This is a genomic window from Janthinobacterium sp. JF4, assembly GCF_059617925.1.
In genome coordinates this window covers 70223-96140 of the sequence record NZ_JCAQAV010000021.1, presented here as the reverse complement: position 1 = coordinate 96140, position 25918 = coordinate 70223, and the positions used below count along the sequence as shown (strand labels likewise).

Annotated in this window: 23 protein-coding genes; 18 read left to right on the top strand and 5 right to left on the bottom strand. The window is 61.9% G+C overall.

Features of this window, described 5'->3' with window-relative positions; all coding sequences use genetic code 11:
* Positions 1–260: hypothetical protein (locus AC54AF_RS16750; protein ID WP_496637455.1), on the top strand; the 260-nt coding region annotated here is incomplete at its 5' end.
* Here the strand turns inward: AC54AF_RS16750 and AC54AF_RS16745 are convergent.
* Positions 238–810 carry an acyloxyacyl hydrolase gene (locus tag AC54AF_RS16745; protein ID WP_496637454.1) on the bottom strand — a complete coding sequence of 191 codons (573 nt, stop codon included), beginning with the start codon at positions 808–810 and terminating at the stop codon, positions 238–240. The genes AC54AF_RS16750 and AC54AF_RS16745 overlap by 23 nt on opposite strands.
* A gap of 102 nt (positions 811–912) precedes the next feature.
* Between AC54AF_RS16745 and AC54AF_RS16740 the strand changes: the two genes are divergently transcribed.
* A complete protein-coding gene (locus AC54AF_RS16740) occupies positions 913–1797 on the top strand; it encodes an NAD(P)-dependent oxidoreductase (RefSeq protein ID WP_496637456.1) in 885 nt (294 codons plus the stop codon).
* Between the two features lies 1 nt (position 1798).
* On the opposite strand, the gene AC54AF_RS16735 is transcribed toward AC54AF_RS16740, so the two are convergent.
* Positions 1799–2992, bottom strand: coding sequence for a M20 aminoacylase family protein (locus tag AC54AF_RS16735; RefSeq protein ID WP_496637453.1), 1194 nt, complete (start codon positions 2990–2992; stop codon positions 1799–1801).
* Between the two features lie 206 nt (positions 2993–3198).
* On the opposite strand from AC54AF_RS16735, the gene AC54AF_RS16730 reads away from it, so the two are divergent.
* From AC54AF_RS16730 to AC54AF_RS16715, 4 genes are all read left to right on the top strand, one after another.
* Positions 3199–5274 carry a molybdopterin-containing oxidoreductase family protein gene (locus AC54AF_RS16730; protein ID WP_496637452.1) on the top strand — a complete coding sequence of 692 codons (2076 nt, stop codon included), beginning with the start codon at positions 3199–3201 and terminating at the stop codon, positions 5272–5274.
* A gap of 2 nt (positions 5275–5276) precedes the next feature.
* Positions 5277–6332, top strand: coding sequence for an aminopeptidase (locus AC54AF_RS16725; protein ID WP_496637451.1), 1056 nt, complete (start codon positions 5277–5279; stop codon positions 6330–6332).
* 276 nt (positions 6333–6608) lie between these two features.
* The gene (locus AC54AF_RS16720) at positions 6609–8291 is read left to right on the top strand and encodes a long-chain-fatty-acid--CoA ligase (RefSeq protein WP_131690055.1); all 1683 of its coding nucleotides are present in this window, start codon (positions 6609–6611) and stop codon (positions 8289–8291) included.
* A gap of 60 nt (positions 8292–8351) precedes the next feature.
* On the top strand, positions 8352–10034 hold the full coding sequence (locus AC54AF_RS16715; RefSeq protein ID WP_131690054.1) for a long-chain-fatty-acid--CoA ligase: 1683 nt from the start codon (positions 8352–8354) through the stop codon (positions 10032–10034).
* Between the two features lie 3 nt (positions 10035–10037).
* On the opposite strand, the gene AC54AF_RS16710 is transcribed toward AC54AF_RS16715, so the two are convergent.
* Positions 10038–11627, bottom strand: a complete 1590-nt coding sequence (locus AC54AF_RS16710) for an alkaline phosphatase D family protein (protein ID WP_496637450.1) — start codon at positions 11625–11627, stop codon at positions 10038–10040.
* Between the two features lie 21 nt (positions 11628–11648).
* On the bottom strand, positions 11649–12014 hold the full coding sequence (locus AC54AF_RS16705) for an acyl-CoA thioesterase (RefSeq protein ID WP_223278886.1): 366 nt from the start codon (positions 12012–12014) through the stop codon (positions 11649–11651).
* 136 nt (positions 12015–12150) lie between these two features.
* Here AC54AF_RS16705 and AC54AF_RS16700 point away from each other — a divergent pair, with 136 nt between their 5' ends.
* The 11 genes from AC54AF_RS16700 (at position 12151) to AC54AF_RS16650 (ending at position 22505) form a co-directional block, all read left to right on the top strand.
* Positions 12151–14001 carry an ABCB family ABC transporter ATP-binding protein/permease gene (locus AC54AF_RS16700; protein WP_496637449.1) on the top strand — a complete coding sequence of 617 codons (1851 nt, stop codon included), beginning with the start codon at positions 12151–12153 and terminating at the stop codon, positions 13999–14001.
* Positions 14002–14196: 195 nt separating this feature from the next.
* Entirely contained in the window at positions 14197–15153 is a 957-nt protein-coding gene (locus AC54AF_RS16695) for an amino acid ABC transporter substrate-binding protein (protein WP_496637448.1), read from the top strand.
* A gap of 94 nt (positions 15154–15247) precedes the next feature.
* Positions 15248–15997, top strand: a complete 750-nt coding sequence (locus AC54AF_RS16690) for an amino acid ABC transporter permease (protein ID WP_496637447.1) — start codon at positions 15248–15250, stop codon at positions 15995–15997.
* Between the two features lies 1 nt (position 15998).
* On the top strand, positions 15999–16691 hold the full coding sequence (locus tag AC54AF_RS16685; protein ID WP_496637446.1) for an amino acid ABC transporter permease: 693 nt from the start codon (positions 15999–16001) through the stop codon (positions 16689–16691).
* 18 nt (positions 16692–16709) lie between these two features.
* Positions 16710–17435: an amino acid ABC transporter ATP-binding protein gene (locus AC54AF_RS16680; protein WP_496637445.1), complete on the top strand. Its 726-nt coding sequence runs from the start codon at positions 16710–16712 to the stop codon at positions 17433–17435.
* Positions 17436–17634: 199 nt separating this feature from the next.
* Positions 17635–18699: a dihydroorotase gene (gene pyrC / locus AC54AF_RS16675; protein WP_496637444.1), complete on the top strand. Its 1065-nt coding sequence runs from the start codon at positions 17635–17637 to the stop codon at positions 18697–18699.
* Between the two features lie 7 nt (positions 18700–18706).
* On the top strand, positions 18707–19525 hold the full coding sequence (locus AC54AF_RS16670) for a DUF3025 domain-containing protein (protein WP_496637443.1): 819 nt from the start codon (positions 18707–18709) through the stop codon (positions 19523–19525).
* 1 nt (position 19526) lies between these two features.
* The gene (locus tag AC54AF_RS16665; RefSeq protein ID WP_496637442.1) at positions 19527–20516 is read left to right on the top strand and encodes a Gfo/Idh/MocA family protein; all 990 of its coding nucleotides are present in this window, start codon (positions 19527–19529) and stop codon (positions 20514–20516) included.
* Positions 20517–20527: 11 nt separating this feature from the next.
* On the top strand, positions 20528–21742 hold the full coding sequence (locus AC54AF_RS16660) for an MFS transporter (protein ID WP_496637441.1): 1215 nt from the start codon (positions 20528–20530) through the stop codon (positions 21740–21742).
* Complete coding sequence (locus AC54AF_RS16655; protein WP_256608852.1) at positions 21742–21867, top strand: hypothetical protein; 126 nt, start codon at positions 21742–21744, stop codon at positions 21865–21867. The genes AC54AF_RS16660 and AC54AF_RS16655 overlap by 1 nt, the downstream gene beginning before the upstream one ends.
* Positions 21868–22013: 146 nt before the next feature.
* Entirely contained in the window at positions 22014–22505 is a 492-nt protein-coding gene (locus AC54AF_RS16650; RefSeq protein WP_496637440.1) for an REP-associated tyrosine transposase, read from the top strand.
* 74 nt (positions 22506–22579) lie between these two features.
* Here the strand turns inward: AC54AF_RS16650 and recG are convergent, their stop codons facing one another.
* Entirely contained in the window at positions 22580–24682 is a 2103-nt protein-coding gene (recG, locus tag AC54AF_RS16645) for an ATP-dependent DNA helicase RecG (protein ID WP_496637439.1), read from the bottom strand.
* Between the two features lie 178 nt (positions 24683–24860).
* Here recG and queA point away from each other — a divergent pair, with 178 nt between their 5' ends.
* Complete coding sequence (gene queA / locus AC54AF_RS16640) at positions 24861–25916, top strand: tRNA preQ1(34) S-adenosylmethionine ribosyltransferase-isomerase QueA (RefSeq protein WP_496637438.1); 1056 nt, start codon at positions 24861–24863, stop codon at positions 25914–25916.
* Positions 25917–25918 lie beyond the last annotated feature (2 nt).

Here is a 25918-nt window from a genome sequence, read left to right as displayed (position 1 = left end):
TATTCGCAGTAAGAGAAAAACCCCGCCAGCAATGGTGGGGTTTTTTTTCGTCTGGATATTTGCCGGGGCCTGGGGTCAGTCACTTCGTGATCGGGATGTGCCCCACTGGGGCGCATCCCCCCGCCTCGGGCGTTGGCGCCGACTCTTGCGTGAGCGGCATCGACGGTCTGACCCCGCCTGTTCAGGAGGCGAAAAAAAGGCAGCGCTATGCGCTGCCTTTGTCATTTATCAAGCCCATTAAAAGTGATAAGCAACTTTGATGTTCATGTAATTGACGCCGCTATTCGGTTTCTTGTAGCCGCCGTTCGAGAAATGCTGGATCTTCGCCGCGACTTCCCACTTGTTATTGAAGATATAGCCGACGCCGATATGGTCGCCGAACTGGAAGTGGGTCGACAGGCGGTCATCGTCGTTGTTGTACAGTTTCGACAGCATGTGCACGCCGATGCCGGCTTCCGCATAAAAACCCAGCTTATTCGTATTTTCAAAACGGAACACGGGGGTAAAGCCCAGGTCCCACAGTTTTTGATGCTGGCCAGGGACATTCTGATAGCTCTTGGCATCCCAGCCGCCAATGCTGGCATCCCAGTAACCGCTCAGCTGCGTACCATTCGATACGAACCAGGCTTTATCCCAGTTCGAGGTCACGCCGGCGCGTACCATTTGTACCTTCACGCCCTTGGCATATTCACCGTAGACGGAGTCGATCAGTTTGTCGTCGGCGGCAAAGCCGGCGTTGGCCGCCATCAGCGCGGCAATGGCGGCGATGGATTTGAGGAGATTCTTCTTGAAGAACATAGAGACTTTCATCGTAAAATTGGCCGATAGGCTATTGTTGTACAGGCATCTTGCTTTGCATGCCGCTCTCGCCACTTGTTGATCTCAGGGGTTCAATTGACATTCTCTACAAAAATCGCATTTCTCGGTATCGGTCTGATGGGGGATCCGATGGTCCGGTGCCTGCTACGCGCTGGATATTCTGTCACAATTTGGAATCGCACGCATAGCAAGGCCCAAGTCCTGCGTGCAGCAGGGGCGCAGCCCGTCGTTTCCTTGGCTGAGGCGGTCAATGGTGCTGATGTGGTCATCTCGATGCTGGAAGCCGGCCCCATCGTGAAGCAGGTGCTGCAAGAGGCGCTGCCGGCCATGCCAGCTGGCGCGATGTGGATCGATATGAGCTCCACCAAGCAATCGGAAGCCCAGCAATTTCATGCGATCTTGCACGCTGCAGGCCATGCCTTCATCGATGCGCCCGTGTCGGGCGGCGTCGGCGGAGCGCAGGCGGGTACCTTGGCCATCATGGCCGGCGCCAGCGCCAGTGATTATGCGCGTGTTGAGGCGATTCTGTCGGCCATGGGCCGTCCGACCCTGGTGGGACCGGCCGGCAGTGGCCAGGTCGCCAAGTTGTGTAATCAACTGATCGTCGGCGCCACCCTGAATATCGTGGCCGAGGCGCTGTTGCTGGCCCAGGCGGCCGGCGCCGATGCGAGCGCCGTGCGGGCCGCGATCCGCGGTGGTTTTGCCGAGAGCAAGATTTTAGAGGTGCATGGCCAGCGCATGCTGGAGCGCAATTTTGTTGCTGGTGGCCAGGTGAAAAGCCAGATCAAGGATTTGCACAATATCCTCGCGGCGGCCCAGGCCGCCCATATCACCTTGCCGGTGACGCAACTGGTGACGCAGCGCTATGAAACCCTCGCCACTAGCCACCCGACGGCCGATCACGCCGCCGCCTTGCTGGCCCTGGAAGCGTTGAATCCGGGGCAGCGCCTGGGTACTGAAGCGGATAAATTGAGCTGATTCAAGCGATGGGCAGGCTCGCTTCGGCCAGCCTGACCCAGAAACTGGCGCCGATGGGCAGCAGCTTGTCGTTGAAGTCGTAGCTGCCATTGTGCAAGACGCACGGACCCAGGCCGTGGCCGCCATCGCGGTGCTCGCCATCGCCATTACCGATGAAAATATAGCAGCCGGCCTTTTCCTGCAGGAAGAAAGCAAAGTCTTCCGCGCCCATGGTCGGCTCGACATTCGCGTTGACCTTGTCGGCGCCCACCACGCTTTTCATGACTTCGACGGCAAACGCCGTTTCTTTCGCGTGGTTGACCAGCGGCGGATAGTTGCGCTTGAAGTGAAAGTCGACTTCGGCGCCAAAGGCGGCGGCCGTGTGCACGGCGATGTCGCGCATGCGCTCTTCGATCAGGTCCAGCACGGGCGTGGTGAAGGTGCGCACAGTGCCGACCAGGCTGGCGTCATCGGAAATCACATTGGTGGCGCTGCCCGCATGGATCTGCGTGATCGACAGCACGGCCGTGTCGAGCGGACTCTTGTTGCGCGTGATGACGGTTTGCCAGCTTTGCGCGATTTGCACGGCCACCATGACGGGGTCGATGCCCTTGTGGGGCTGGGCCGCATGCGCGCCCTTGCCCTTGACGGTGACGTGGAATTCATTGCTGGAGGCCATCATCGGGCCTTCCACCACGCTCAGGGTGCCTGCTTCGGCGCCTGGCCAGTTGTGCATGCCGTAGATGGCATCCATGGGAAAGCGCGTAAACAAGCCGTCTTCGATCATTTCGCGCGCGCCCGCGCCGCCTTCTTCCGCTGGCTGGAAGACCAGATATACGGTGCCGTCGAAATGGCGGTGCTGCGCCAGGTAATGGGCGGCGCCCAGCAGCATGGCCGTGTGGCCGTCGTGGCCGCAGGCGTGCATCTTGCCCGGGTGGCGCGAGGCATGCTCGAAGGTATTCATTTCCTGCATCGGCAAGGCATCCATGTCGGCGCGCAGGCCGATGGCGCGTGTCGAAGTGCCATTTTTGATGATGCCGACCACGCCAGTGTGGCCCAGGCCGCGTACCACGGGGATGCCCCATTGCGTCAGTTTGGCGGCGACCACGTCCGAGGTGCGCTGTTCTTCGTAGCACAGCTCGGGATGCGCGTGCAGGTCGCGGCGGATACCTTGCAGCTCGGATTGAAACGCCAAGATCGGATCAACTAGTTTCATGGGACTCTCCTGTGGATGCTGGCGCGCAGCAATGTATGGCGCGCCGGACCGCGCTTGTTTGATCAAAAACAGGCGCGGCTAATAGTGCATTGTAGCCCTTGTTTGCCGGGTAAATCCAGCGTACGGACGTGCTTGCCATGGCGCCAACAGCAAGCGCGCGGAATGGTTTACAGTATCGCCTTCCCCCAACGTTTTTGGATTGCCCCATGACTACCACCCAAGTGCGCGCCGCCTGCCCGCTCGATTGCCCCGATACCTGCGCCTTGCTGGTCACCGTGACCGATGGCGTGGCCACCGCCGTCAAGGGCGATCCCGACCACCCGACCACGGCTGGCGTGCTGTGCACGAAGGTGTCGCGCTTCACGGAACGCACCTACCATGCGGACCGGCTGCTGCATCCGCTGCGTCGCGTGGGCAAGAAGGGGGAAGGCAAGTTTGAACGCATCAGCTGGGAAGAAGCATTGCAGGCTATCGCCGCCCGCTTGAAACCGATCGCAGCGCGCGATCCGCAGGCAATCTTGCCGTACAGCTACTGCGGTACCATGGGCCTGGTGCAGGGCGAGTCGATGTCCTCGCGTTTCTTCAACCAGCTGGGCGCTTCCCTGCTGGACCGCACCATTTGCGCGTCGGCCGGCGCCACGGGCTACCGCTACACGGTGGGCGCCAGCATCGGCACGGACATGGAGCAGTTCCAGAACGCGAAATTGATCATTATCTGGGGCGGCAACCCGATCGCCTCGAACCTGCACTTCTGGATGCGGGCGCAAGAGGCCAAGCGCAACGGCGCCACCCTGATCGCCATCGACCCGTATCGTTCGCTGACGGCGGAAAAATGCCACCAGCATGTCGCCTTGCTGCCGGGTACCGATGCGGCCCTGGCGCTGGGCTTGATGCATGTCTTGATCACCGAAGACCTGGTCGACCAGGACTATATCGCGCGCTACACCGTCGGCTATGCTGAACTGAAACAGCGGGCCCTGGAATGGCCGCCAGAGCGCGTGGCCGAAGTGTGCGGCATCACGGCCACGGAAGTCGTGGAACTGGCGCGCCTGTACGGCCAGGCATGCCGCTGTGGCGAGGGCGCCGCCATCCGTGCCAACTATGGCGTGCAGCGCGTGCATGGCGGCGGCATGGCTGTGCGCAACATCGCCTGCCTGCCCGCGCTGACGGGGGCCTGGCGCCATCCGGCCGGCGGCATGCAGCTGTCGAGCTCGGGTTCCTTCCCCGTCAACCGCAAGGCTCTGCAGCGCCCCGATTTATTGAAAGGCACGCCGCGCACCATCAACATGAGCACCATTGGCGATGATCTATTGAAAGAAAGTTCCGCCGAGTTCGGCCCGCAAGTGGAAGCCGTGATCGTCTACAACTCGAATCCCCTGGCGGTGGCGCCCGATTCCTCGAAAGTGGCGCAGGGTTTTGCCCGCGAGGATTTGTTTACGGTCGTGCTCGAACACTTCCAGACCGATACCGTCGATTATGCCGACATCGTGCTGCCCGCCACGACGCAGCTGGAACACGTCGATGCGCATTCCACCTATGGCCACCTGTACATGATGGCGAACAACGCGGCCGTGGCGCCGCTGGGCGAAGCAAAGGCGAATACGGAAATCTTCCGCCTGCTGGCGCAGCACATGGGCTTTGATGATCCATGCTTTCAGGAAAGCGACGATGCGCTGGCGGCCAAGGCATTCGATGCGACGGATGCGCGCGCCGTGCATTTTGACTGGGAATCGCTGAAACGCACGGGCTGGCAAAAGCTCACTATGGCCGAGGCGCCATTTACCGAAGGCGGTTTCCCCACGCCATCGGGCAAGTGCGAGTTTTACTCCAGCGCCATGGCGCAGGCGGGGCTCGATCCCTTGCCGACGTATATCGCGCCGCACGAATCGCGCGCCAGCAATCCCGCGCTGGCGACCCGTTATCCGCTGGCCATGATCTCGCCGCCGGCGCGCAACTTCCTCAATTCCACCTTTGTGAACGTGAAAAGCTTGCGCGCGGCCGAAGGCGAGCCGCACCTCGATATCCATCCCGATGACTGCGCCGCGCGCGGCATCGCAGCCGGCGACATGGTGCGCATCTTCAACGACCGCGGCAGTTTTATGGCCAAGGCCAGGGTGACGGACAAGGCGAGACGGGGCCTGGTGGTGGGCTTGTCCGTGTGGTGGAAGAAACTCGCCAGCGACGGCAAGAACGCCAATGAAGTGACGAGCCAGCGCCTGACCGACATGGGCCGCGCGCCGACCTTCTACGATACGCTGGTCGAAGTGGAAAAGGCTGCCTGAATATGGCCCTGGCGCGCTGGCCCACCCGCTTGCTGGTCGGCACGGTGTGCCTGCTGCTGGGCGGCTGCACGCAGCTGCGCTACTACACGCAAGCGGCGCAGGGGCAATATGCCTTGTGGTCCGGCGCGCGGCCCATCGGTGACTGGCTCGATGACCCGGCCACGGAGCCGCGCCTGAAAGTACGCCTGGCCAAGGCGCAGCACATCCGCCGCTTTGCCGTCAGCGAGCTGGACTTGCCAGACAATGGCAGCTACAAGCGTTACGCCTCCCTGCGGCGTCCGTTTGTGCTGTGGAACGTGGTGGCCACGCCGGAATTGTCGCTGCAGCCGCTGCAATGGTGTTTCCCCATCGCCGGCTGCGTCAATTACCGCGGTTACTATGACAAGGCAGAGGCGCTCGCGTATGCCAACGAGTTGCGGGCCCAGCATTACGACGTGCAGGTGGGCGGCGTGCCCGCGTATTCCACCCTGGGCTGGTTCGACGACCCCCTGTTGTCGACTTTTATTCACTACAACGATGCGGAACTGGCGCGCCTGATCTTTCATGAACTGGCGCACCAGGTGGTGTACGTGCCCGGTGATTCGGCCTTCAACGAGTCATTTGCCAGTGCCGTGGAAGAGGCGGGCGTGCAGCGCTGGCTGGCGCGCGAGGGCAATGACGCGATGCGCGCCGCGTACGCGCAATATGCGGCGCGGCGCCAGGATTTCCTCGCCCTGCTGCTGAAATACCGGGGTGAACTGGAGGCCGTGTATGCAAGCGATGCCAGCGAGGCGGACAAGCGGTCGCGCAAGGCGCAGGTGTTTGCTGCATTGCAAGACGCGTATCGGGTATTGAAGACAAACTGGGGTGGTTTTGCCGGTTACGACCGCTGGTTCGAGCAGCCATTGAGCAATGCGCACCTCGCTTCCGTGTCTACCTACAATGAATTTTTGCCTGCCTTCAGAAAATTGCTGGAAGAAAAAAAGAACTTTCGTGCTTTTTATGCTGCAGTGCACACAATGGCCCAGATCAAGAAGCCTGAGCGCAGGCAGGCGCTGGAACAATTGTCCAGCCCGTGACCCGTAAAGATTGTCCCGTACGCCGAGCCAGACGATCCTGCAACAGTGTATTTGCCATGCTGCATTGCAGCATAAAATACCCCTAGAGTTGCCGCTCCAATACTGTTGAAAGCGCTTGCATGGAAGCCCGGCGCCCGATAGCATCGCATTAGTAGCATAGAGCAATTGCTCGTCAGAATGCTCAAACTGACTGCAGGACAACAGAATCCGCAGCAATGATCCGCGCCGGCAGGGTGCGCCGGCCCCCCCACGATTATTCGAGACAAGAGGCACAGGATGGACAAAATTTGGCTGAAGTCGTACCCTCCCGGCGTACCTGCCGACATTAATCCTGATCAATATCGTTCGCTGGTGCATTTGCTGGAAGAAGCGTTTCAAAAATATGCGGACCGCAATGCCTATGTCTGCATGGACAAATTTCTCACCTATGCCGAACTCGACACTTATTCGCGCCAGCTGGGTGCCTGGCTGCAAAGCCGTGGCCTGAAGAAGGGCGCCCGGGTTGCCCTGATGATGCCGAACGTGCTGCAGTATCCGGTGGCCATTGCCGCCGTGCTGCGCGCCGGCTACACGGTGGTCAACGTCAACCCCTTGTATACGCCGCGCGAACTCGAGCATCAGCTCAACGATTCGGGCAGCGAAGCCATCATCGTGCTGGAAAACTTTGCCCATACGCTCGAGCAAGTGCTGGGCAAGACGGCTGTCAAGCACATCGTCGTCGCCAGCATGGGCGAGATGTTGGGTGGCTTGAAGGGCATGATCGTCAATTTTGTCGTGCGTAACGTCAAGAAGATGGTGCCCGCGTATTCCTTGCCGAACGCCATGCGTTTCAAGCAGGCGCTGGCGCTGGGCAGCCGCATGAAGCTCACGCCTGTCGAGCTGGGCATCAACGACGCTGCCTTCCTGCAATACACGGGCGGCACGACGGGCGTGTCGAAAGGCGCGACCTTGAGCCACCGCAATGTGATCGCGAATGTGCTGCAGAGCGAAGCGTGGTCGGGCGCGGCGCTTGACCAGAACAGCCGCGAGCAGTTGATCATCGTCTGTGCCTTGCCGCTGTACCATATCTTCGCCCTGACGGCGTGCGCCATGTGGGGCACGCGCGTGGGCGCCCTGAATATCCTGATCCCGAATCCGCGCGATATCCCGGGCCTGATCAAGGAACTGGGCAAGTACAAGTTTAACTTGTTGCCAGCGGTCAATACGCTGTATAACGCGTTGGTCAATCACCCCGATTTCGCCAGGCTCGATTTCTCGGGCTTGAAGATCGCCAATGGCGGCGGCATGGCGGTGCAGCAAGCCGTCAACGACAAGTGGCTGCAGGCGACGGGCGTGTCCATCATCGAAGGTTATGGCCTGTCGGAAACGTCACCTGTCGCCACTTGCAACCGCGCCGACAGCACGGCGTTTTCGGGCACCATCGGCTTGCCGATTCCGTCGACCGAGATCGCCATTCTCGACGATGACGGCAAGGAAGTGCCGCTGGGGCAGACGGGCGAGATCGCCATCCGCGGCCCGCAAGTGATGACAGGCTACTGGAACCGTCCCGATGAGACGGCCAAGGTCATGACACAAGACGGCTACTTTAAATCCGGCGACGTGGGCATCATGGACGAGCGCGGCTACGTGAAGATCGTTGACCGCAAGAAAGACATGATTCTCGTCTCCGGCTTCAATGTGTATCCGAACGAAGTCGAAGCCGTCATCGCGGCCCATCCGGGCGTGCTCGAGTGCGCCTGCGTAGGCGTGCCGGACGAACACTCGGGCGAGGCCGTGAAAGTGTTTGTCGTGCGCAAGGATCCTAACCTGACCCAGGCAGTGCTGGCCGCGTATTGCAAGGAACAATTCACGGGCTACAAGCGGCCGAAATACATCGAGTTCCGCGATGAACTGCCGAAGACCAACGTCGGCAAGATTTTGCGTCGCGCCCTGCGTGACGAAACGAAGAAAGCAGCATAAACAGTGCAGGGGGCGCGTCAAGGCCGCGCCCCCTTTTATACAGATAAAGATGAGGCATAGATGGACAAGATTTGGTTGAAGTCGTACCCGGACAGCGTTCCCGCAGAGATTGATTGCACGCAATACCGTTCCGTGACGCATTTGCTGGAAGAGTCGTTCCAGAAATATGCGGACCGCAACGCTTTCGTGTGCATGGATAAATTTCTCACCTACCGCGAGCTCGACAAGCTGTCGCTGCAGATGGGGGCCTGGCTGCAAAGCCGTGGCCTGAAGAAGGGCGCGCGCGTGGCGATCATGCTGCCGAACGTGCTGCAGTATCCGGTGGCCATGGCGGCGATCCTGCGCGCCGGCTACACCGTGGTCAATGTCAACCCGCTGTACACGCCGCGTGAATTGCAGCACCAGCTGATCGATTCGGGCAGCGAAGCGATCATCGTGCTGGAAAATTTCGCCACCACGGTGGAGCAGGTGCTGCCGCATACCCAGGTCAAGCATGTGATCGTCGCCACTATGGGCGACTTGCTCGGTGGCTTGAAGGGGACGATTGTCAACTTCGTCGTGCGCAAGATCAAGAAAATGGTGCCCGCGTTTTCCTTGCCGGGCGCCATCAGCTTCAACAAGATGCTGGCCGAGGGTTCCCGTTTGACACTCACGCCGGTGCAGCAGGGGCATGACGATATCGTCTTCCTGCAATACACGGGCGGCACGACGGGCGTGTCGAAGGGCGCGATGCTGTTGCACCGTAATGTGATCGCCAACGTATTGCAAAACGAGGCGTGGATGTCGCCCGTGATGACGCCTGAAATGCGCGCTACCTCGATGGGATTCATGTGCGCTTTGCCCCTGTATCACATCTATTCGCTGACGGTCAGCGCCCTGATGGGCATGCGCCTGGGCGGCATGAGCGTGCTGATTCCCAACCCGCGCGACATCCCCGGCTTCGTCAAGGAATTGTCCAAGCACAAGATCGTCGTTTTCCCGGCCGTCAACACTTTATATAACGCGCTGCTGAACAATGCCGACTTCGCCAAGCTCGATTTCTCCAGCTACAAGGTGTGCAATGGCGGCGGCATGGCCTTGCAGCGCAACGTGGCCGAACGCTGGCTGAAACTGACGGGCTGTCCGCTGATCGAAGGCTATGGCATGTCGGAAACGTCGCCTGTGGTGACGGGCAACCGCGTCGATATCACGGAATTTACGGGCACCATCGGCTTGCCTTTCCCCTCGACGGAAGTGGCGATCCTGAACGACGATGGCGTGGAAGTGCCGCTGGGCGAGCCGGGCGAGATCGCCGTGCGCGGCCCGCAAGTGATGGCCGGCTACTGGCAGCGTCCGGACGAGACGGCCAAGTCGATGACTGCCGACGGCTACTTCAAGACCGGCGACGTGGGCGTGATGGATGAGCGTGGCTACGTAAAAATCGTCGACCGCAAGAAAGACATGATCATCGTTTCCGGCTTCAATGTGTATCCGAACGAGGTGGAAGACGTGGTCGCTTCGTGCCCGGGCGTATTGGAATGCGCGTGCATCGGCGTGCCGGATGCCAACGCGGGAGAAGCCGTGAAAGTGTTTGTCGTGCGCAAGGATCCAAACTTGACGGTGGAACAGATCCGCGAGCACTGCAAACATGAACTGACGGCCTACAAGAAACCGAAATACATCGAGTTCCGCGATGAATTGCCGAAGACCAATGTCGGCAAGATCTTGCGCCGTCAATTGCGCGACGAAAAGAAGGTTGCTTAAGCGTTAGCTCTGCAAGCCAGCCTTGCCGTCCCGGACGACAAAGCTGGCCAGTGTCGCGATGGCAGACGTGCTGTCGCGCACGTTCTCCAGGCCCTGGAACAGGGTCGTGGTTTTCTCCGGCGTGATCTCCATCAACATATAGCCGCGCTTGTCGCTGCGTCCGTAGCGGATGTGCGGGTTCATCGTCACGTATTGTTCCGTGCGCGCCTGCGGGCGGGAACTCGACGTGATCGACGTGCCGCAAAACTCGGTCGCTAGCACGGGGTTATCCTTGCCGGTGGGACGCATGGCGTTGCGGCTCAGTTCTGTGGCATAAAAAGTATGCACGTCGCCCGACAGCACCAGCGGGTTGCTGGCCTTGCTGCTGCGCAAGGCGTCGAGCAGGTGCTGGCGCGCCAGCGGATAGCCATCCCAGCCATCGGTCCAGATGCGTTCGTCGCCTGGCCGCAGGATGGGCACCTGGCTCGATTGCGCCATCAGGGTTTGCTGGGCCAGGATATTCCAGCGTGCGGGAGAATCATCGAGACCGGCTTGCAGCCAGCGCTGCTGTTCCTCGCCCAGCATCGTGCGCTGCGGTTTCAGCAGGTCGGGGCAGTTGCGCGTGGTGACGGAATTGGAGCCGCCGCGGCCCGGCCTGGCGCACGCGTGATAGGCGCGGTATTGCCGGTCGTCCAGCACGTGGAAGCGCGCCAGCCGGCCCCAGTCATAGCGCTGGTAGATGCGCATGTCGACAAAACCCCTTCTGCCCAGCGGTAGCAAACGCAGCGGCATGTGCTCATAGAACGCCTGGTAGGCGGCCGCACGGCGCTGCAGGAACGTCGGCGTGAGCAACTCGTCGCGGTCGTTGCCGTAATCGTTGGCCACTTCATGGTCATCCCAGGTGACGATCCACGGCGCGGCCAGGTGTGCGCCCTGCAAATCCTGGTCGCTCTTGTATTGCGCATAGCGGGCGCGGTACTCGTCCAGGCTAAAGCTTTCATGCGTGCGCACGGCCCGGCCCGGGTGCTGCAGCTGGTATGGTCCCCACTCATAAATGTAATCGCCGAGAAAGGCCACCAGGTCGGGCGCGGCCGTGGCGATGTGCCGGTGCGCCGCATACGCGCCGAATTCCCAGTGCTGGCACGAGGCGACGGCCAGTTTCAGCGAGGCAGGCATGGAGCCGGACTCGGGCGCCGTGCGCGTGCGGCCCACGGGGCTGACGGCGTCGCCAAAGATAAAACGGTACCAGTACCAGCGCCCGGGCGCCAGGCCCGCCACGTCCACATGCACGCTGTGCGCGAGGGCGGGCGTGGCCGTGGCTTGTCCCTTGGCGGCGATGCGGCGAAAAGCCTCGTCTTCGGCCACTTCCCAGCGCACGTTCAGGGCGATGGCGGGCGTGGCGGCGGCATGCAGCGGGTCGTGGCAGATGCGCGTCCACAGCACCACCGCATCTGGTAACGGTGAACCGGAAGCGACACCGAGCGCAAACGGATAGCCCGCGCCATTCAAGCGCGTGGCGGCGCGCGCGCCCGAGCCGGACAGCACGCTGCCGGCGGCGACCAGCGCCGTGATGCGCGCAGCGCTGTGCAGGAAGATGCGGCGCTGCTCATCCATGGTGTGGAATTATTGCGACAATCAAGACGACAATAAGGTCTCGATCGGCGGCACCTTGCGCGGCTTGCGGTCGGAGTCCGTCGCCACGTAGATCAGCGTGGCTTCCGTGACTTTCACGATGCACGCCTGCAGGCGGTTGCGCTCGGCATACACCTCGACATTGACGGTGATCGAGGTATTGCCGACCTTGACGATGTCGGCGTAGAAGGAGAGCAGATCGCCGACGAAGACGGGGTTTTTGAAGACGAAGGAGTTGACGGCGATGGTGGCGACACGGCCGTTGGCGCGCCGCGTGGCCGGCAGGGAACCGGCGATATCGACCTGCGCCATGATCCAGCCGCCGAACACGTCGCCGTACACATTGGCGTCGGACGGCGCGGGCATCATGCGCAATTCCGGCATTTTTCCGGCGGGCAGGCCGGAGGCGAGGCAGTTGTCGGGACGGTCGGGGGAGGTGCTCATCTTTTATTCTCATGAAAGGCTACAATTGCCCCGATTGAACCATAAAAAGCCGACCTTCGCCATGCGCCGTTCCCAGACTCCCCCTCCGCCCCGCTCGCCAGCCTCCGCCAGCCACAGCGATTTCGCCACCATCAAGACCTTGCTGCCGTATCTGTGGGTCTACAAATGGCGCGTGCTGCTGGCGCTGCTATGCCTGGTGGGTGCCAAGCTGGCCAACGTGGGCGTGCCCCTGATCCTGAAAAAACTCGTCGACGCCATGACGATCACGGCGGCGCACCCGCAAGCGCTGCTGGTGCTGCCGGTCGGCTTGCTGGTGGCCTACGGCCTGCTGCGCCTGTCGACCACCTTGTTCACGGAGTTGCGCGAGTTCCTGTTCGCCCGGGTCACGCAGCGGGCCGTGCGCACCATCGCGCTGCAAGTGTTCCGCCACCTGCATGCGCTGTCCCTGCGCTTTCATTTGAACCGCCAGACGGGCGGCATGACGCGCGACATCGAACGGGGCACGCGCAGCGTCGGTTCGCTCATTTCCTATACCTTGTTCAACATCTTGCCGACCCTGGTGGAAATCACCCTCGTGCTCGGCTATCTGGTCTTGCATTACGACATCTGGTTTACCGTCATCACGGCGGTGGCACTGGTGTCGTACATCGCGTTTACCGTGCTGGTGACGAACTGGCGCACGCATTTCCGCCGCACCATGAATGATCTCGACTCGAAGGCGAATACCAAGGCCATCGATTCGCTGATCAACTATGAAACCGTGAAATATTTCGGCAACGAGGATTACGAGGCGAAGCGCTACGACGAAGGCTTGCAGCGCTATGAATCGGCGGCCGTGAAATCGCAGACTTCGCTGTCCCTGCTCAATACGGGCCAGTCCTTGATCATCGCCACGGCCGTGACATTGATACTCTGGCGCGCCACGGTGGGCGTGATCGCCGGCAGCATGACCCTGGGCGACCTGGTGCTGGTGAACGCCTTCATGATCCAGCTGTACATTCCGCTCAATTTCCTGGGCGTCATCTACCGCGAAATCAAGCAAAGCCTGGCCGACATGGAACGCCTGTTTTCCTTGCTGAACGAAAACCGCGAAATCGCCGATACGCCGGCCGCCCAGCCGCTCGTCACGCGCGGCGCGGCCGTGCGTTTCCAGCATGTGGATTTCAGCTACGAAGCCAAGCGGCAAATCCTGTTCGACGTCGATTTCCAGATCCCCGCCGGCACCACGACGGCCGTGGTGGGCCACAGTGGCTCGGGCAAGTCGACCCTGTCGCGCTTGCTGTTCCGCTTTTACGAAGTCGATGGCGGCAGCATCACCATCGATGGTCAGGACTTGCGGGCCATCACGCAGGATTCGCTGCGCGCGGCCATCGGCATCGTGCCGCAGGACACGGTCTTGTTCAACGACAGCATCGAATACAACATCGCCTACGGCAAGCCGGGCGCCAGCAAGGACGCCATCGTGGCGGCGGCCAAGGCCGCATCGATCCATGATTTTATTGAAAGCTTGCCAGATGGCTACAACTCCATGGTGGGTGAGCGGGGCTTGAAACTGTCGGGCGGCGAAAAGCAGCGCGTGGCCATCGCCCGTACCTTGCTGAAAGACCCGGCCATCCTGATCTTCGATGAAGCGACGTCGGCGCTCGACTCGAAGGCCGAGCAGGCGATCCAGGCGCAGCTGAAAGAGATCGCCAAGAACCGCACCACCCTGGTCATTGCGCACCGCCTGTCGACGGTGGCCGACGCCCAGCAAATCCTGGTGCTCGACCATGGCCGCATCGTCGAGCGGGGCACGCATCCGCAACTACTGGCCGCGAATGGCCTGTACGCGCAGATGTGGCAACGCCAGCAGGCGAATATGGACGATGAGGCGCAAGAGGACGAGTTGGCGGGGCTGGCGCCGGCAAAATAAATCGGGAAGGGGAAATCAGTAGGAAAAATGCTACAGCCGCGCTGATTCAGGCGCGCGCATAGCGCCTATTTGAGGACAATCGCAGAAAACGGCTAGTCCAGCGCTGAAAATGAAATAAAATTAATTCCATTGGTGGCGTTTGCACCACAGTTGTTTCGTTCGGAGTCCATCCGGTTTGTCCGCCCAGGAGAATTTATGAAATTGACCAAAATCATCGCCACGCTGCTCAGCGTCGGTGTCATCAGCAGCATGTCGCCAGTCCAGGCTCAGGAATTGACCGGCACCTTGGCCAAGATCAAGAAAGCCGGTTCCGTCACCCTCGGTGTGCGCGACGGCTCCGTGCCCTTCTCCTATCTCGATGACAAACAGCAATACCAGGGTTATTCGATCGACCTGTGCATGAAAGTCGTCACGGCACTGCAAAAGCACCTGGGCTTGAGCGAACTGAAAGTGGTGATGAGCCCCGTGACGTCGGCCAACCGCATCCCGCTGATGGCCAACGGCACCATCGACCTCGAATGCGGCTCGACGACGAACAACCTGGAGCGCCAGCAGCAGGTGGCATTCGCCCCCACCATGTTCGTCATCGGCAACCGCATCCTGGCGAAAAAATCCTCGAACATCAAGACCCTGGAAGACTTGCGCGGCAAGACGCTGGTCGCCACGGCCGGCACGTCGACCATCAAGCAGATGACGATCCTGAACAAGGAAAAAAACCTGGGCATGAATATCGCCGTCGGCAAGGATCATCCTGAATCGTTCCTGATGCTGGAAACGGGCCGCGCAGTGGCCGAAGCCAACGACGATATCCTGCTGGCGTCGCAGGTGGCCAATTCGAAAAATCCGAACGACTACGAAATCACCAAGGATGCGCTGTCGGTCGAGCCGTACGGCATCATGCTGCGCAAGAACGATCCAGCTTTCAAGAAAGTGGTCGACGAAGCCCTGATCCGCCTGTACAAGAGCGATGACATCAACCGCATTTACGCGAAATGGTTTACCTCGCCAATTCCGCCGAAAAACATCAACCTGAAATTCCCGATGCCGCCGCAATTGAAGGCCGTGTTCATGAATCCGACCGACTCGGGTGACCCGGCTGCGTATGCGGCCGTGCCCGAAGCGCAGAAGACCTCGGACAAACGGAAAAAGTAAAGACTGCGTAACAAACCGGGGGGCGCAAGCCTCCCGTTTCAATTGCGGGACGGGCGCCTGGCCGCTGTCCCTGGGCTGCATGGGAAGGATGATCATGAATTACAACTGGAATTGGCGCATTTTCTGGGAGATTTCTCCCGATGGCGTGGGCACGTATATGGACACTTTGTGGTCCGGCCTGGTCTGGACCCTGGCCACGGCCGGTACGGCGTGGATCATGGCATTGATATTGGGTCTGGTGATCGGCACCGTCCGCACCCTGCCGAACAAATGGCTGGTGGGCGTGGCCAATGCCTACGTCGAATTGTTCCGCAACGTGCCGCTGCTGGTGCAGATGTTCCTCTGGTATTTCGTCATGCCGGAACTGCTGCCGCCGGACCTGGGCGCCTGGGTCAAGTCGCTGCCGAATGCGCCGTTCGTCACTGCCGTGCTGTGCCTGGGATTCTTTACTTCCTCGCGCGTGGCCGTGCAGGTAACGACAGGCATCGAGGCACTGCCGCGCGGGCAGAAACTGGCCGGCACGGCGCTGGGCCTGACCCTGCCGCAAACCTACCGCTTCATCTTGCTGCCGATGGCCGCGCGTGTCATCATGCCGCCGCTGACCAGCGAATTTTTGAACATCATCAAGAACAGTTCCGTGGCGCTGACCATCGGCCTGATCGAACTGACGGCCAGCGCGCGCGCCATCCAGGAATTCTCGTTCCAGGTATTCGAAGCGTTTTCAGCCGCCACCATCATCTATGTCGTCGTCAACCTGCTGGTGGTGGTGCTGATGCACCTGATCGAAAAAAAGGTCGCCATCCCGGGCTTCATCGTCGCCGGCGCCAAGACGGGAGGACATTGATATGTTCGGCAATTTCGACTTCGATGTCATCTCCCGCTCGTGGGTCTACCTGTTCCAGACCGGCATGGTGTTCACCCTGAAACTGACGGCGCTGTCCATGGTGGGCGGCATCGTGCTGGGCACCCTGCTGGCGCTGATGCGCCTGTCCGGCAATCGCCTCATTTCGGGCGTGGCGTCGAGCTACGTCAACCTGATACGCTCGATCCCGCTGGTGCTGGTGATCTTCTGGTTCTACTTCCTGGTGCCGTACATCGCTGCCTGGATCATCGGCGCGGAAGAACCCGTGAAAGTGGGCGCGTTTTCCTCCGCGCTGATCACCTTCATCATGTTCGAGGCGGCCTACTATTGCGAGATCATGCGCAGCGGCATACAGTCGATCCCGCGCGGCCAGGTGTGGGCAGGCCAGGCGCTGGGCATGAACTACCGGCAGACCATGGGCAGCATCGTGCTGCCTCAGGCCTTCCGCAACATGATTCCCGTGCTGCTGACGCAAACCATCGTGCTGTTCCAGGATGTCTCGCTCGTGTACGTGCTGTCGATCCCCGATTTCGTCGGCGCCGCCTCGAAGATCGCCCAGCGCGACGGCCGCCTGGTGGAGATGTACGTGTTTGTCGCCGTCGTGTATTTCGTGCTGTGCTATGCCTTGTCGTTCCTGGTAAAACGCCTGCAGAAACGCGTCGCCATCATTCGCTAACCGAAAAGAAAGAACAAGATGATTGAACTCAATAATGTCAGCAAATGGTATGGCCAGTTCCAGGTGCTGACCGACTGCACCACCAAGGTTGCCAAGGGTGACGTGATGGTCATTTGCGGCCCGTCCGGCTCCGGCAAGTCGACCCTGATCAAGACCGTCAACGGCCTCGAGCCGATACAGCAGGGGCAGATCATCGTCGACGGCATCAGCGTCAACGACCCGAAGACGAATTTGTCGAAACTGCGCGCGCGCATCGGCATGGTGTTCCAGAATTTCGAGCTGTTCCCGCACCTGTCGATCCGCGAAAACCTCACCATCGGCCAGATCAAGGTGCTGGGGCGCAGCGCCGACGAAGCCAATGCCAAGGGCTTGCAATACCTGGACCGCGTCGGCTTGCTGTCGCAGCAGGATAAATTTCCCGGCCAGCTGTCGGGCGGCCAGCAGCAGCGCGTGGCAATCGCCCGCGCGCTGTCGATGGACCCGATCGCCATGCTGTTCGACGAGCCGACATCGGCGCTCGACCCGGAGATGATCAACGAAGTGCTCGACGTGATGGTGGGCCTGGCGCAGGAAGGCATGACGATGATGGTCGTCACCCACGAAATGGGCTTTGCAAAAAGAGTCGCCAACCGCATCGTCTTCATGGACCAGGGCAAGATCATCGAAGATTGCAGCAAGGATGACTTCTTCAACACGACGCGCTCGGACCGCGCGCGCGATTTCCTCGCCAAGATCATCCATTAATTTTCAGCGCGCGCGCAGGAGCTGACGGCCAGGGTGGCTGCACCCTGATTCGCGTGCACTCCTGATATTGAAAACGGCCAGTGCATACTGGCCGTTTGATCGTTCCGGCAGCGAGCGTGCACGGGTGTCCTGGCCGGCGGGCCGGCCCTGCGGCTGGTAAAATGGCAGCATCCGCAATGACCGCCTGAGAGCAGCCGCCATGTCCACACTCGATCACACCCCGACCGCCGTCCCATCTTCCATCACCATCACCCGTCCTGACGACTGGCATTTGCATCTGCGCGATGGCGCCGTCATGGCCAGCGTGCTGCCGCACAGCGCGCGCCAGTTCGGCCGCGCCATCGTCATGCCGAACCTGAAGCCGCCTGTCACCACCACGGCCGATGCCAGCGCCTACCGCGAGCGCATCCTGGCTGCCGTGCCCGAAGGCGTGAACTTCGATCCGCTGATGGTGCTGTACCTGACGAACAACACCTCGCCCGACGAAATCCGCCGCGCGCAGGATAGCGGCATTGTGCAAGCCGTGAAACTGTATCCGGCCGGCGCCACGACGAACTCCGACCTGGGCGTGACGGATTTGAAGAACTGCTACAAGGTGCTCGAAGTGATGCAGGAAGTGGGCATGCCCTTCCTCGTGCACGGCGAAGTGACGGACCCGGAAATCGACATTTTCGACCGCGAAGCCGTCTTCATCGAGCGCGTGATGCGTCCGCTGCGCAGCGCCTTCCCGGCCCTGTCGGTGGTGTTCGAACACATCACCACCAAGGATGCGGCGCAGTACGTGGCTGAAGCGGAAGGCCCGATCGCCGCTACCATCACGGCGCATCATCTGCTGTACAACCGCAACGAAATCTTCAAGGGCGGCATCCGCCCCCATTACTACTGTCTGCCCATCCTCAAGCGCGAAGAGCACCGTCTGGCCCTGATGACGGCCGCCGCCAGCGGCGACGAGCGTTTCTTCCTCGGAACCGACTCGGCGCCGCACGCGCAGGGCGCCAAGGAAATGGCCTGCGGCTGCGCCGGCTGCTACACGGCCCTGCACGCGATGGAAATGTATGCGGAAGCGTTCGAGCGGGCCGGCGCGCTCGATAAACTGGAAGCGTTCGCCAGCTTCCACGGCCCGGCCTTCTACGGCGTGCCGCGCAACACGGACAGCATCACCCTGATGCGCGAAAGCTGGACCTTGCCAGCCTCGCTGCCGCTGGGCGACAGCCACGTGATTCCGCTCAACGCGGGCGAGCAGATCAACTGGAAAATGGTGTAATCACGCCATGCTGCCATCGATAGACTGGACCCGCCCCTGGTTTGCCACGGTGCTGCCGGCGCGACGGCAGCTGGACCTGCAGCGCGACACCGTGATCAATGCGCTGAACGGGCGGGCGCGGGCGCTGGACTTGCGCAATCCCTCCGGCTTGCCGCTGGCCTTCGTGCCGCAAGCGGATCTGCCCGAAGGTGTCGCCTACGAGGCGTTCATCGGCGCGACGGGCGGCGTGCCGACGCGCGACAATCTGCACGATTTTTTCAACGCGCTCGTGTGGCTCACCTTCCCCCGCATCAAGCGGCAATTGAACGCGCTGCAGGCGGCGCAGATCGCGCTGTCCGGCGTCGGCAAATCGCGTGGTCCCGCGCGCGATGGCGCGACGATTTTCGATGAGAATTCCGCCTTGCTGGTGCTGCGCGACAGCGATGCGGGGCGCGCGCTGGAGGCGGCCTTGCGCGGGCATGACTGGCGCAGCGCCTTCATTGCGCAGCGCGACAAGTTTGGCGCCGGCGGCGACGCCGAAATCTGGCTGTTCGGCCACGCGCTGATGGAAAAACTGGTGGCGCCGCGCAAGGCCATCACGGCGCACACGCGCGTGATCTTCGCGGGCGACGCCTATTTCACCCTGGACGATGCGGCACGGCGCGCCTGGCTCGACGAGCGGGTGGCGCAGGACCTGGCCCGGCAAGGCCTTTCCACGGCAGACTTCACGCCGCTGCCCGTGCTCGGTTTGCCCGGCTGGTGCGAAGGCCAGAACGACGATTTTTACAATGATGCGGCGGTGTTCCGCCCGAAGCGCAAGGAAGCTGGCGCAGAAAGAGATCAATAGCATGGAAAATACCGTCCGTTGGGGTATCCTCGGCACCGGCAAGATCGCCCGCGCGATGGCCCATGGTTTGCGCGATGCGCCCGGTGCGCAACTGGTGGCGGTTGCCTCGCGCAGCAGCGCCGGCGCGCAGGCGTTCGGCGCCGAATTCGGCATCGAACACTGCCACGGCTCTTACCAGGCGCTGGCCATGGACCCCGACGTGGACGTGATCTACATCGCCACGCCGCACACCTTGCATGCGGAAAATGCCCTGATGTGCCTGGCCGCAGGCAAGCACGTCGTGTGCGAAAAACCGTTCACCATGAACGCGCGCGAAGCGCAGGCCGTGGTGGACATGGCGCGCGAGCAAAAACTGTTTCTGATGGAAGCCATGTGGAGCCGTTTCCTGCCCGCCGTGCAGGAAGCCAAACGCATCGTCGCCAGCGGCGAAATCGGCGTGCTGCAGCAGGTGCAGGCCGATATCGGCTTTGTCGCCAATTTCCCGCCCGAGCACCGCATGTTCAATCCCGCACTCGGCGGCGGCGCACTGCTCGACGTGGGCATCTATCCGCTGTCGATGGCGGCCTTCTTCCTCGGCCCCGTATCGCAGGTGCAGGCGCTGGCCGAGCTGGGCGCCACCGGCGTCGATGAGCAGGTGGTGTTTTCGCTGCTGCACACGGGCGGAGGCACCTCGTCCTGCGCCTGCAGCCTGCGCGCGCTGACACCGACGGAAATGACCATATCCGGCAGCCTGGGGCGCGTCCGCCTGCCCAACCGTTTTTACAAGCCCGACCACCTGATCGTCGAAGCGATGGATCGCGAACGCCGCGTCGTCGCCGTGCCGCACCTGGGCAATGGCTACGCGCACGAGGCGATCGAAGCGATGCGCTGCATCCGCGCCGGCCTGCTGGAAAGCCCCGTCATGCCGCACGCCGACAGCGTGGCGCTGATGCACAACCTTGACACCATGCGCGGCCAGATTGGCCTCGTCTACCAAGCCGACCAGGCGTAAGCAGGAATCCCATGACATTGCACTCCTCCCGTCCCAGCCTGAAAACCGTCCTCATCGCCAGCGGCGTCGTCCTGACCCTGGCGATGGGCGTGCGCCACGGCCTGGGCTTCTGGATGCAGCCGATCTCGCAAGCGAATGGCTGGACGCGCGAAACGTATTCGCTGGCGCTGGCCATGCAAAACCTGATGTGGGGCGTCTTCGGCCCGTTCGCCGGCATGGCGGCCGACCGTTTCGGCACCATGCGCGTCGTCATCGTCGGCGCCATCAGCTACATGGCGGGTCTGGTGTGGATGGCGCTCGTCACGCAGCCCACCCTGTTCATCGTCGGGTCCGGCATCTTTATCGGCCTGGCGCTGGCCTGCACGGCCTTCGGCGCCATCAGCGGCATCATCGGCCGCAGCGCGCCGCCCGAGCAGCGCTCCTGGGCCTTCGGCATCTCGTCGGCGGCCGGCTCGTTCGGCCAGTTCCTCATGATGCCGGTCGAGCAGCAACTGATTTCCGCCGTGGGCTGGCAAAACGCCTTTTATGTGCTGGCCGCGCTGGTGCTGCTGGCCATGATCCCGATGGCCTTTTATTTGCGCGAGCCACCCGTCTCGCACGCCAGCGGCCCGCAGCAAAGCGTTGGCGCCGCCTTCAGCGAAGCCATCGCCAGCCGCTCGTTCTGGCTGCTGCTGGCAGGGTATTTTGTCTGCGGTTTCCAGCTGGTCTTCATCGGCGTGCACTTGCCGGCCTACCTGAAGGACCAGGGCCTGCTGAATCCGAACGTCGCCGTCACGGCGCTGGCGCTGATCGGCCTGTTCAACATCGTCGGCTCCTACTACGCGGGCAAACTCGGTGGCAAGATCGCCAAGCGCTACCTGCTGTCGGCCATCTATGTGACGCGCGCCGTGGTCATCACCGTGTTCCTGCTGGCGCCATTGTCGGCCTGGTCCGTGTACCTGTTCGCCGCCGGCATGGGCGTGCTGTGGCTGTCGACCGTGCCGCTGACGAACGGCATCATCGCTGGCATCTTCGGCGTGAAGCACCTGTCGATGCTGGCCGGGATGGTGTTCTTCTCGCATCAGGTGGGCAGTTTCCTCGGCGCCTGGCTGGGTGGCTATCTGTACGAACACCAGGGCAGTTACCACATCGTGTGGATGATCACCATCGGCTTGGGGCTCATGGCCGCGCTGATCAACCTGCCTATCGACGAGCGCGCCGTCAAGCGCGTGGCGGTGGCGGCATAATGGGCAGCTGGCGCACATGGCTATGGCGCCTGGCTGGCGCGGCGCTGCTGGCCATCGTCTTCCTGGCCTATCTGCGGCCGGACTTCATGCTCGACCTGGCGAACCGCTTCTGGATGTGCATGTAGGCTGCGCGGGCGCAAGGTAGTTTGCGAACAGTTGGATTACGCTGGAAGTCGGATTAGGCCGCAGGCCGTAATCCGACATCACCCGAAAATAAACAATACCGACGGCGTCTGGGCCGCAGGCCGTAATCCGACAATACCCTGAAATCATGCGATACCGACGCGCATACCAGCCAGGCGGCAGCTTCTTCTTCACGGTGGTGACGTCACGCCGCCGGTCCGTTTTTGCATCAGCAACAGTTGTAGACCTGGTGCGGGACGCTTTCCGCGCCGTGCCCCATAAAAAGCCATTCGCTATCGACGCTATCGTCATCCTGCCTGATCACCTGCATTGCATCTGGACACTGCCTGAAGGCGATGCCGATTTCATGACGCGCTGGCGCTTGATCAAGACATGGTTCAGCAAGCACAGCAATCTTAAAAATGTCTGGCAGCAGCGGTATTGGGAGCATGTCTTGCGCGATGAGCGCGACTTCGCCAACCATGTCGATTACATCCATTACAACCCTGTCAAACATGGTTTGGTGGGCAAAGTCATCGATTGGCCGTATTCCAGTTTTCACCGGTATGTAAGGCAGGGACGGTATGCCGCCGATTGGGGCGGGGACGGTGTGGAGGTGGCGGATGTTGGGCGGGAGTGAGGAGCGCTAGCAAGGTTGTCGGATTAGCGCACAGCGCGTAATCCGACAACACCCTGAAGCATGCAATACCAGATTTACACCTTCAGGAATTCCTCTTTCCCACCGAGCCAGCGCGCCAGATGCGCTTCCACGGTAGCTGCGGCGGCGGCCGTGGTGGCGTGCAGCAGGTCGTGCGCCACGTCGCGCGCCTGATCGACCAGCCATTGATCCGTTTCCAGGTCGGCGAAGCGCAGCATGGCCTGGCCGGACTGGCGCGCGCCGAGGAACTCGCCGGGACCGCGGATTTCCAGGTCGCGGCGGGCAATTTCAAAACCGTCCGTCGTTTCGCGCATGGTCATCAGGCGCTGGCGCGCCACGCCGCCCAAGGGGCCCTGGTACAGCAGCAGGCAGACGCTGGCGGCCGTGCCACGGCCCACGCGGCCGCGCAACTGGTGCAGCTGCGACAAGCCGAAGCGCTCGGCATGCTCGATCACCATCAGCGAAGCGTTCGGCACGTCGACGCCCACCTCGATGACGGTGGTGGCCACCAGCACGTGGATATGGCCGGCGATGAAGGCGTCCATCACTTCCTGCTTTTCCGCCGGTTTCAAGCGGCCGTGCACGAGGCCCACCTGCAGCGCGGGCAGGGCTTCGGCCAGCATCATGTAGGTATCGGTTGCCGTCTGCAGCTGCAGCGCTTCCGATTCCTCGATCAGCGGACAGACCCAGTACACTTGCCGGCCTTCCAGCGCGGCCGCATACACGCGGGCGATGACTTCGTCGCGCCGGTTCTGGTCGATGGCGCGCGTGACGATGGGGCTGCGGCCGGGCGGCAGCTCGTCGATCACGGACACTTCCAGGTCGGCGTAATACGTCATGGCCAGGGTGCGCGGGATCGGCGTGGCCGACATCATCAGCTGGTGCGGCACGGCCGCGCTGTCGCCCTTGTTGCGCAGGGTCAGGCGCTGGCCCACGCCGAAGCGGTGCTGCTCGTCGACGATCACCAGGCCCAGTTTGGCAAACAGCACGTTATCCTGGATCAGCGCATGCGTGCCGATCACCAGCTGCGCTTCGCCCGATTCGATCAGGGCCAGCGCCGCCGTCTTTTCCTTTTTCTTCAGGCTCCCCGTCAGCCACGCCACCTTGACGCCCAAGGGCTCCATCCAGGCGGCGATCTTGCGGAAATGCTGCTCGGCCAGAATCTCCGTGGGGGCCATCAGCGCCGCCTGGTAGCCGCTGTCGATGGCCTGTGTGGCCGACAGGGCGGCGACGACCGTCTTGCCGCTGCCGACGTCGCCCTGCAGCAAGCGCTGCATCGGATACGGCTGGCGCAGGTCGGCGCGGATTTCCTCGAGCACGCGCGCCTGCGCGCCCGTCAGCTTGAAGGGCAGGGCGGCGCCGAAGGCTTTCGATAAAGTCCCGATAATGGGCAACGAGGCGGCGCCTTTCGAGCGGCGCGCGCGCTGGGCGCGTTTCAGCGACAGCTGCTGCGCCAGCAGCTCATCGAACTTCATGCGTACCCAGGCCGGGTGCGAGCGGTCCATCAGCGCGCTTTCATCGATGTCCTGCGGCGGATAGTGCAGCAGGTGCACGGCGGCGCGGAACGGCGACAGCTGCATCTCGCGCAGCAGCTGGTCCGGCAAGGTGTCCTGCCAGTCGATGCGGCGCATGGCGTCGGCGATTTCGCGCCGCAGCACGTGCTGCGACAGGCCTTCGCCGGACGGGTACACAGGCGTCAGGGCCGTGGGCAGCGGTGCGCCCTCGTTGACCACTTTATACGTCGGGTGCACCATCTCGGCGCCGAAAAAACCGTGTTTCAGTTCGGCGCGCGCGCGCACGCGCGTGCCTTCGGCCAGCTGCTTGACCTGGCTGCCGTAGAAATTCATGAAACGCAGCAGCAAATTGCCCGTTTCGTCGGCGATCGTCACCAGCAGCTGCTTGCGCGGCTTGAAATTGACTTCGCACTTGGTGACGACCCCCTCGACTTGCCACGACTCGCCGCCGCGCAGGCAGGCGTCGCGTATCGTGTAGACCTTGGTCTCGTCCTCGTAGCGCATCGGCAGGTGCAGCACCAGATCCATATCCGTGCGCAAGCCCAGTTTGGCCAGCCGGCTTTCCGTGCTGACCACTTTTTTGGCGGCTTTCGGCTTCGCGGCCGGCTTGGCTGTGGGAGGAAGATCGGGCTTGGGTTCGGACATATCGGAGATTTTTGTGCCGCTAGCGTAAAATAGAGGGTTGTCCGGCACACCCTGTGCGTACCGCAGTCGTAAATTGTTGCGGCGGATTATTGTAATGCCTGTATAGGCGCACAGTATAGTGCCAGATGTTCCATTGCGCACTCCTAATCATTTTTGACGTACTTTTGAAGCAAAACGCATGTATTCGCTTTCCGATTTCGATTTTAATTTGCCGCAAGAAAACATTGCGCAAACTCCGTTGGCCGAGCGCAGCGCCTCGCGCCTGTTGCATCTGGACGGCGATACCCTCGTCGACCGCCAGTTCGCCGACATCGTCGGGCAGCTAGCCGCGGGCGACCTGCTGGTGATGAACGATACGCGCGTGCTCAAGGCGCGCTTCTTCGGCGTCAAGGAAAGCGGCGGCAAGATCGAGGCGCTGGTCGAGCGCGTGCTCGACGAGCGCACCGTGCTGGCCCAGGTGCGCGCCTCGAAGTCGCCGCCGCCCGGCTGCCGCATCCGCCTGGCCGACGCCTTTGACGTGACGGTCGGCCAGCGCGCCGGCGAATTTTTTACCTTGCATTTCGAGGCCGACGTATTCGAGCTGATCGAGGCGCATGGCCGGCTGCCGCTGCCGCCCTACATCGAGCACGATGCGGACGCATTCGACGAGACGCGCTACCAGACTGTCTTCAACAAGGTGCCGGGCGCCGTCGCCGCGCCGACGGCCGGCCTGCATTTCGACCAGGCCTTGCTCGACCAGTTGAAGGCGAAGGGCGTCAACTTCGCCTATGTGACCCTGCACGTGGGCGCGGGCACCTTCCAGCCCGTGCGCACGGAAGTGCTGGCAGAGCACAAGATGCATACCGAGTGGTACACCATGCCGCAGGACACCGTCGACGCCGTGCGCGCCGCCCAACTTGCCGGGCGCGACGTGGTCGCCGTCGGCACGACCAGCCTGCGCGCGCTGGAATCGGCCTCGCAAAGCGGCCAGCTGGTGGCGGGCAGCGCCGATACGGCCCTGTTCATCACGCCCGGCTATGCCTTCAAGACGGTGACGCGTTTGATCACCAACTTCCATTTGCCGAAGTCGACCCTGCTGATGCTGGTGTCGGCCTTTGCCGGCTATGAACCGATCCGCAGCGCCTACGCGCACGCGATCGCGCAGAACTACCGTTTCTTCAGCTATGGCGATGCGATGCTGCTCACCACGCAATCGCGCGCTGCGCTGAACCTTGATACTCCCGTGAAAGACTGACC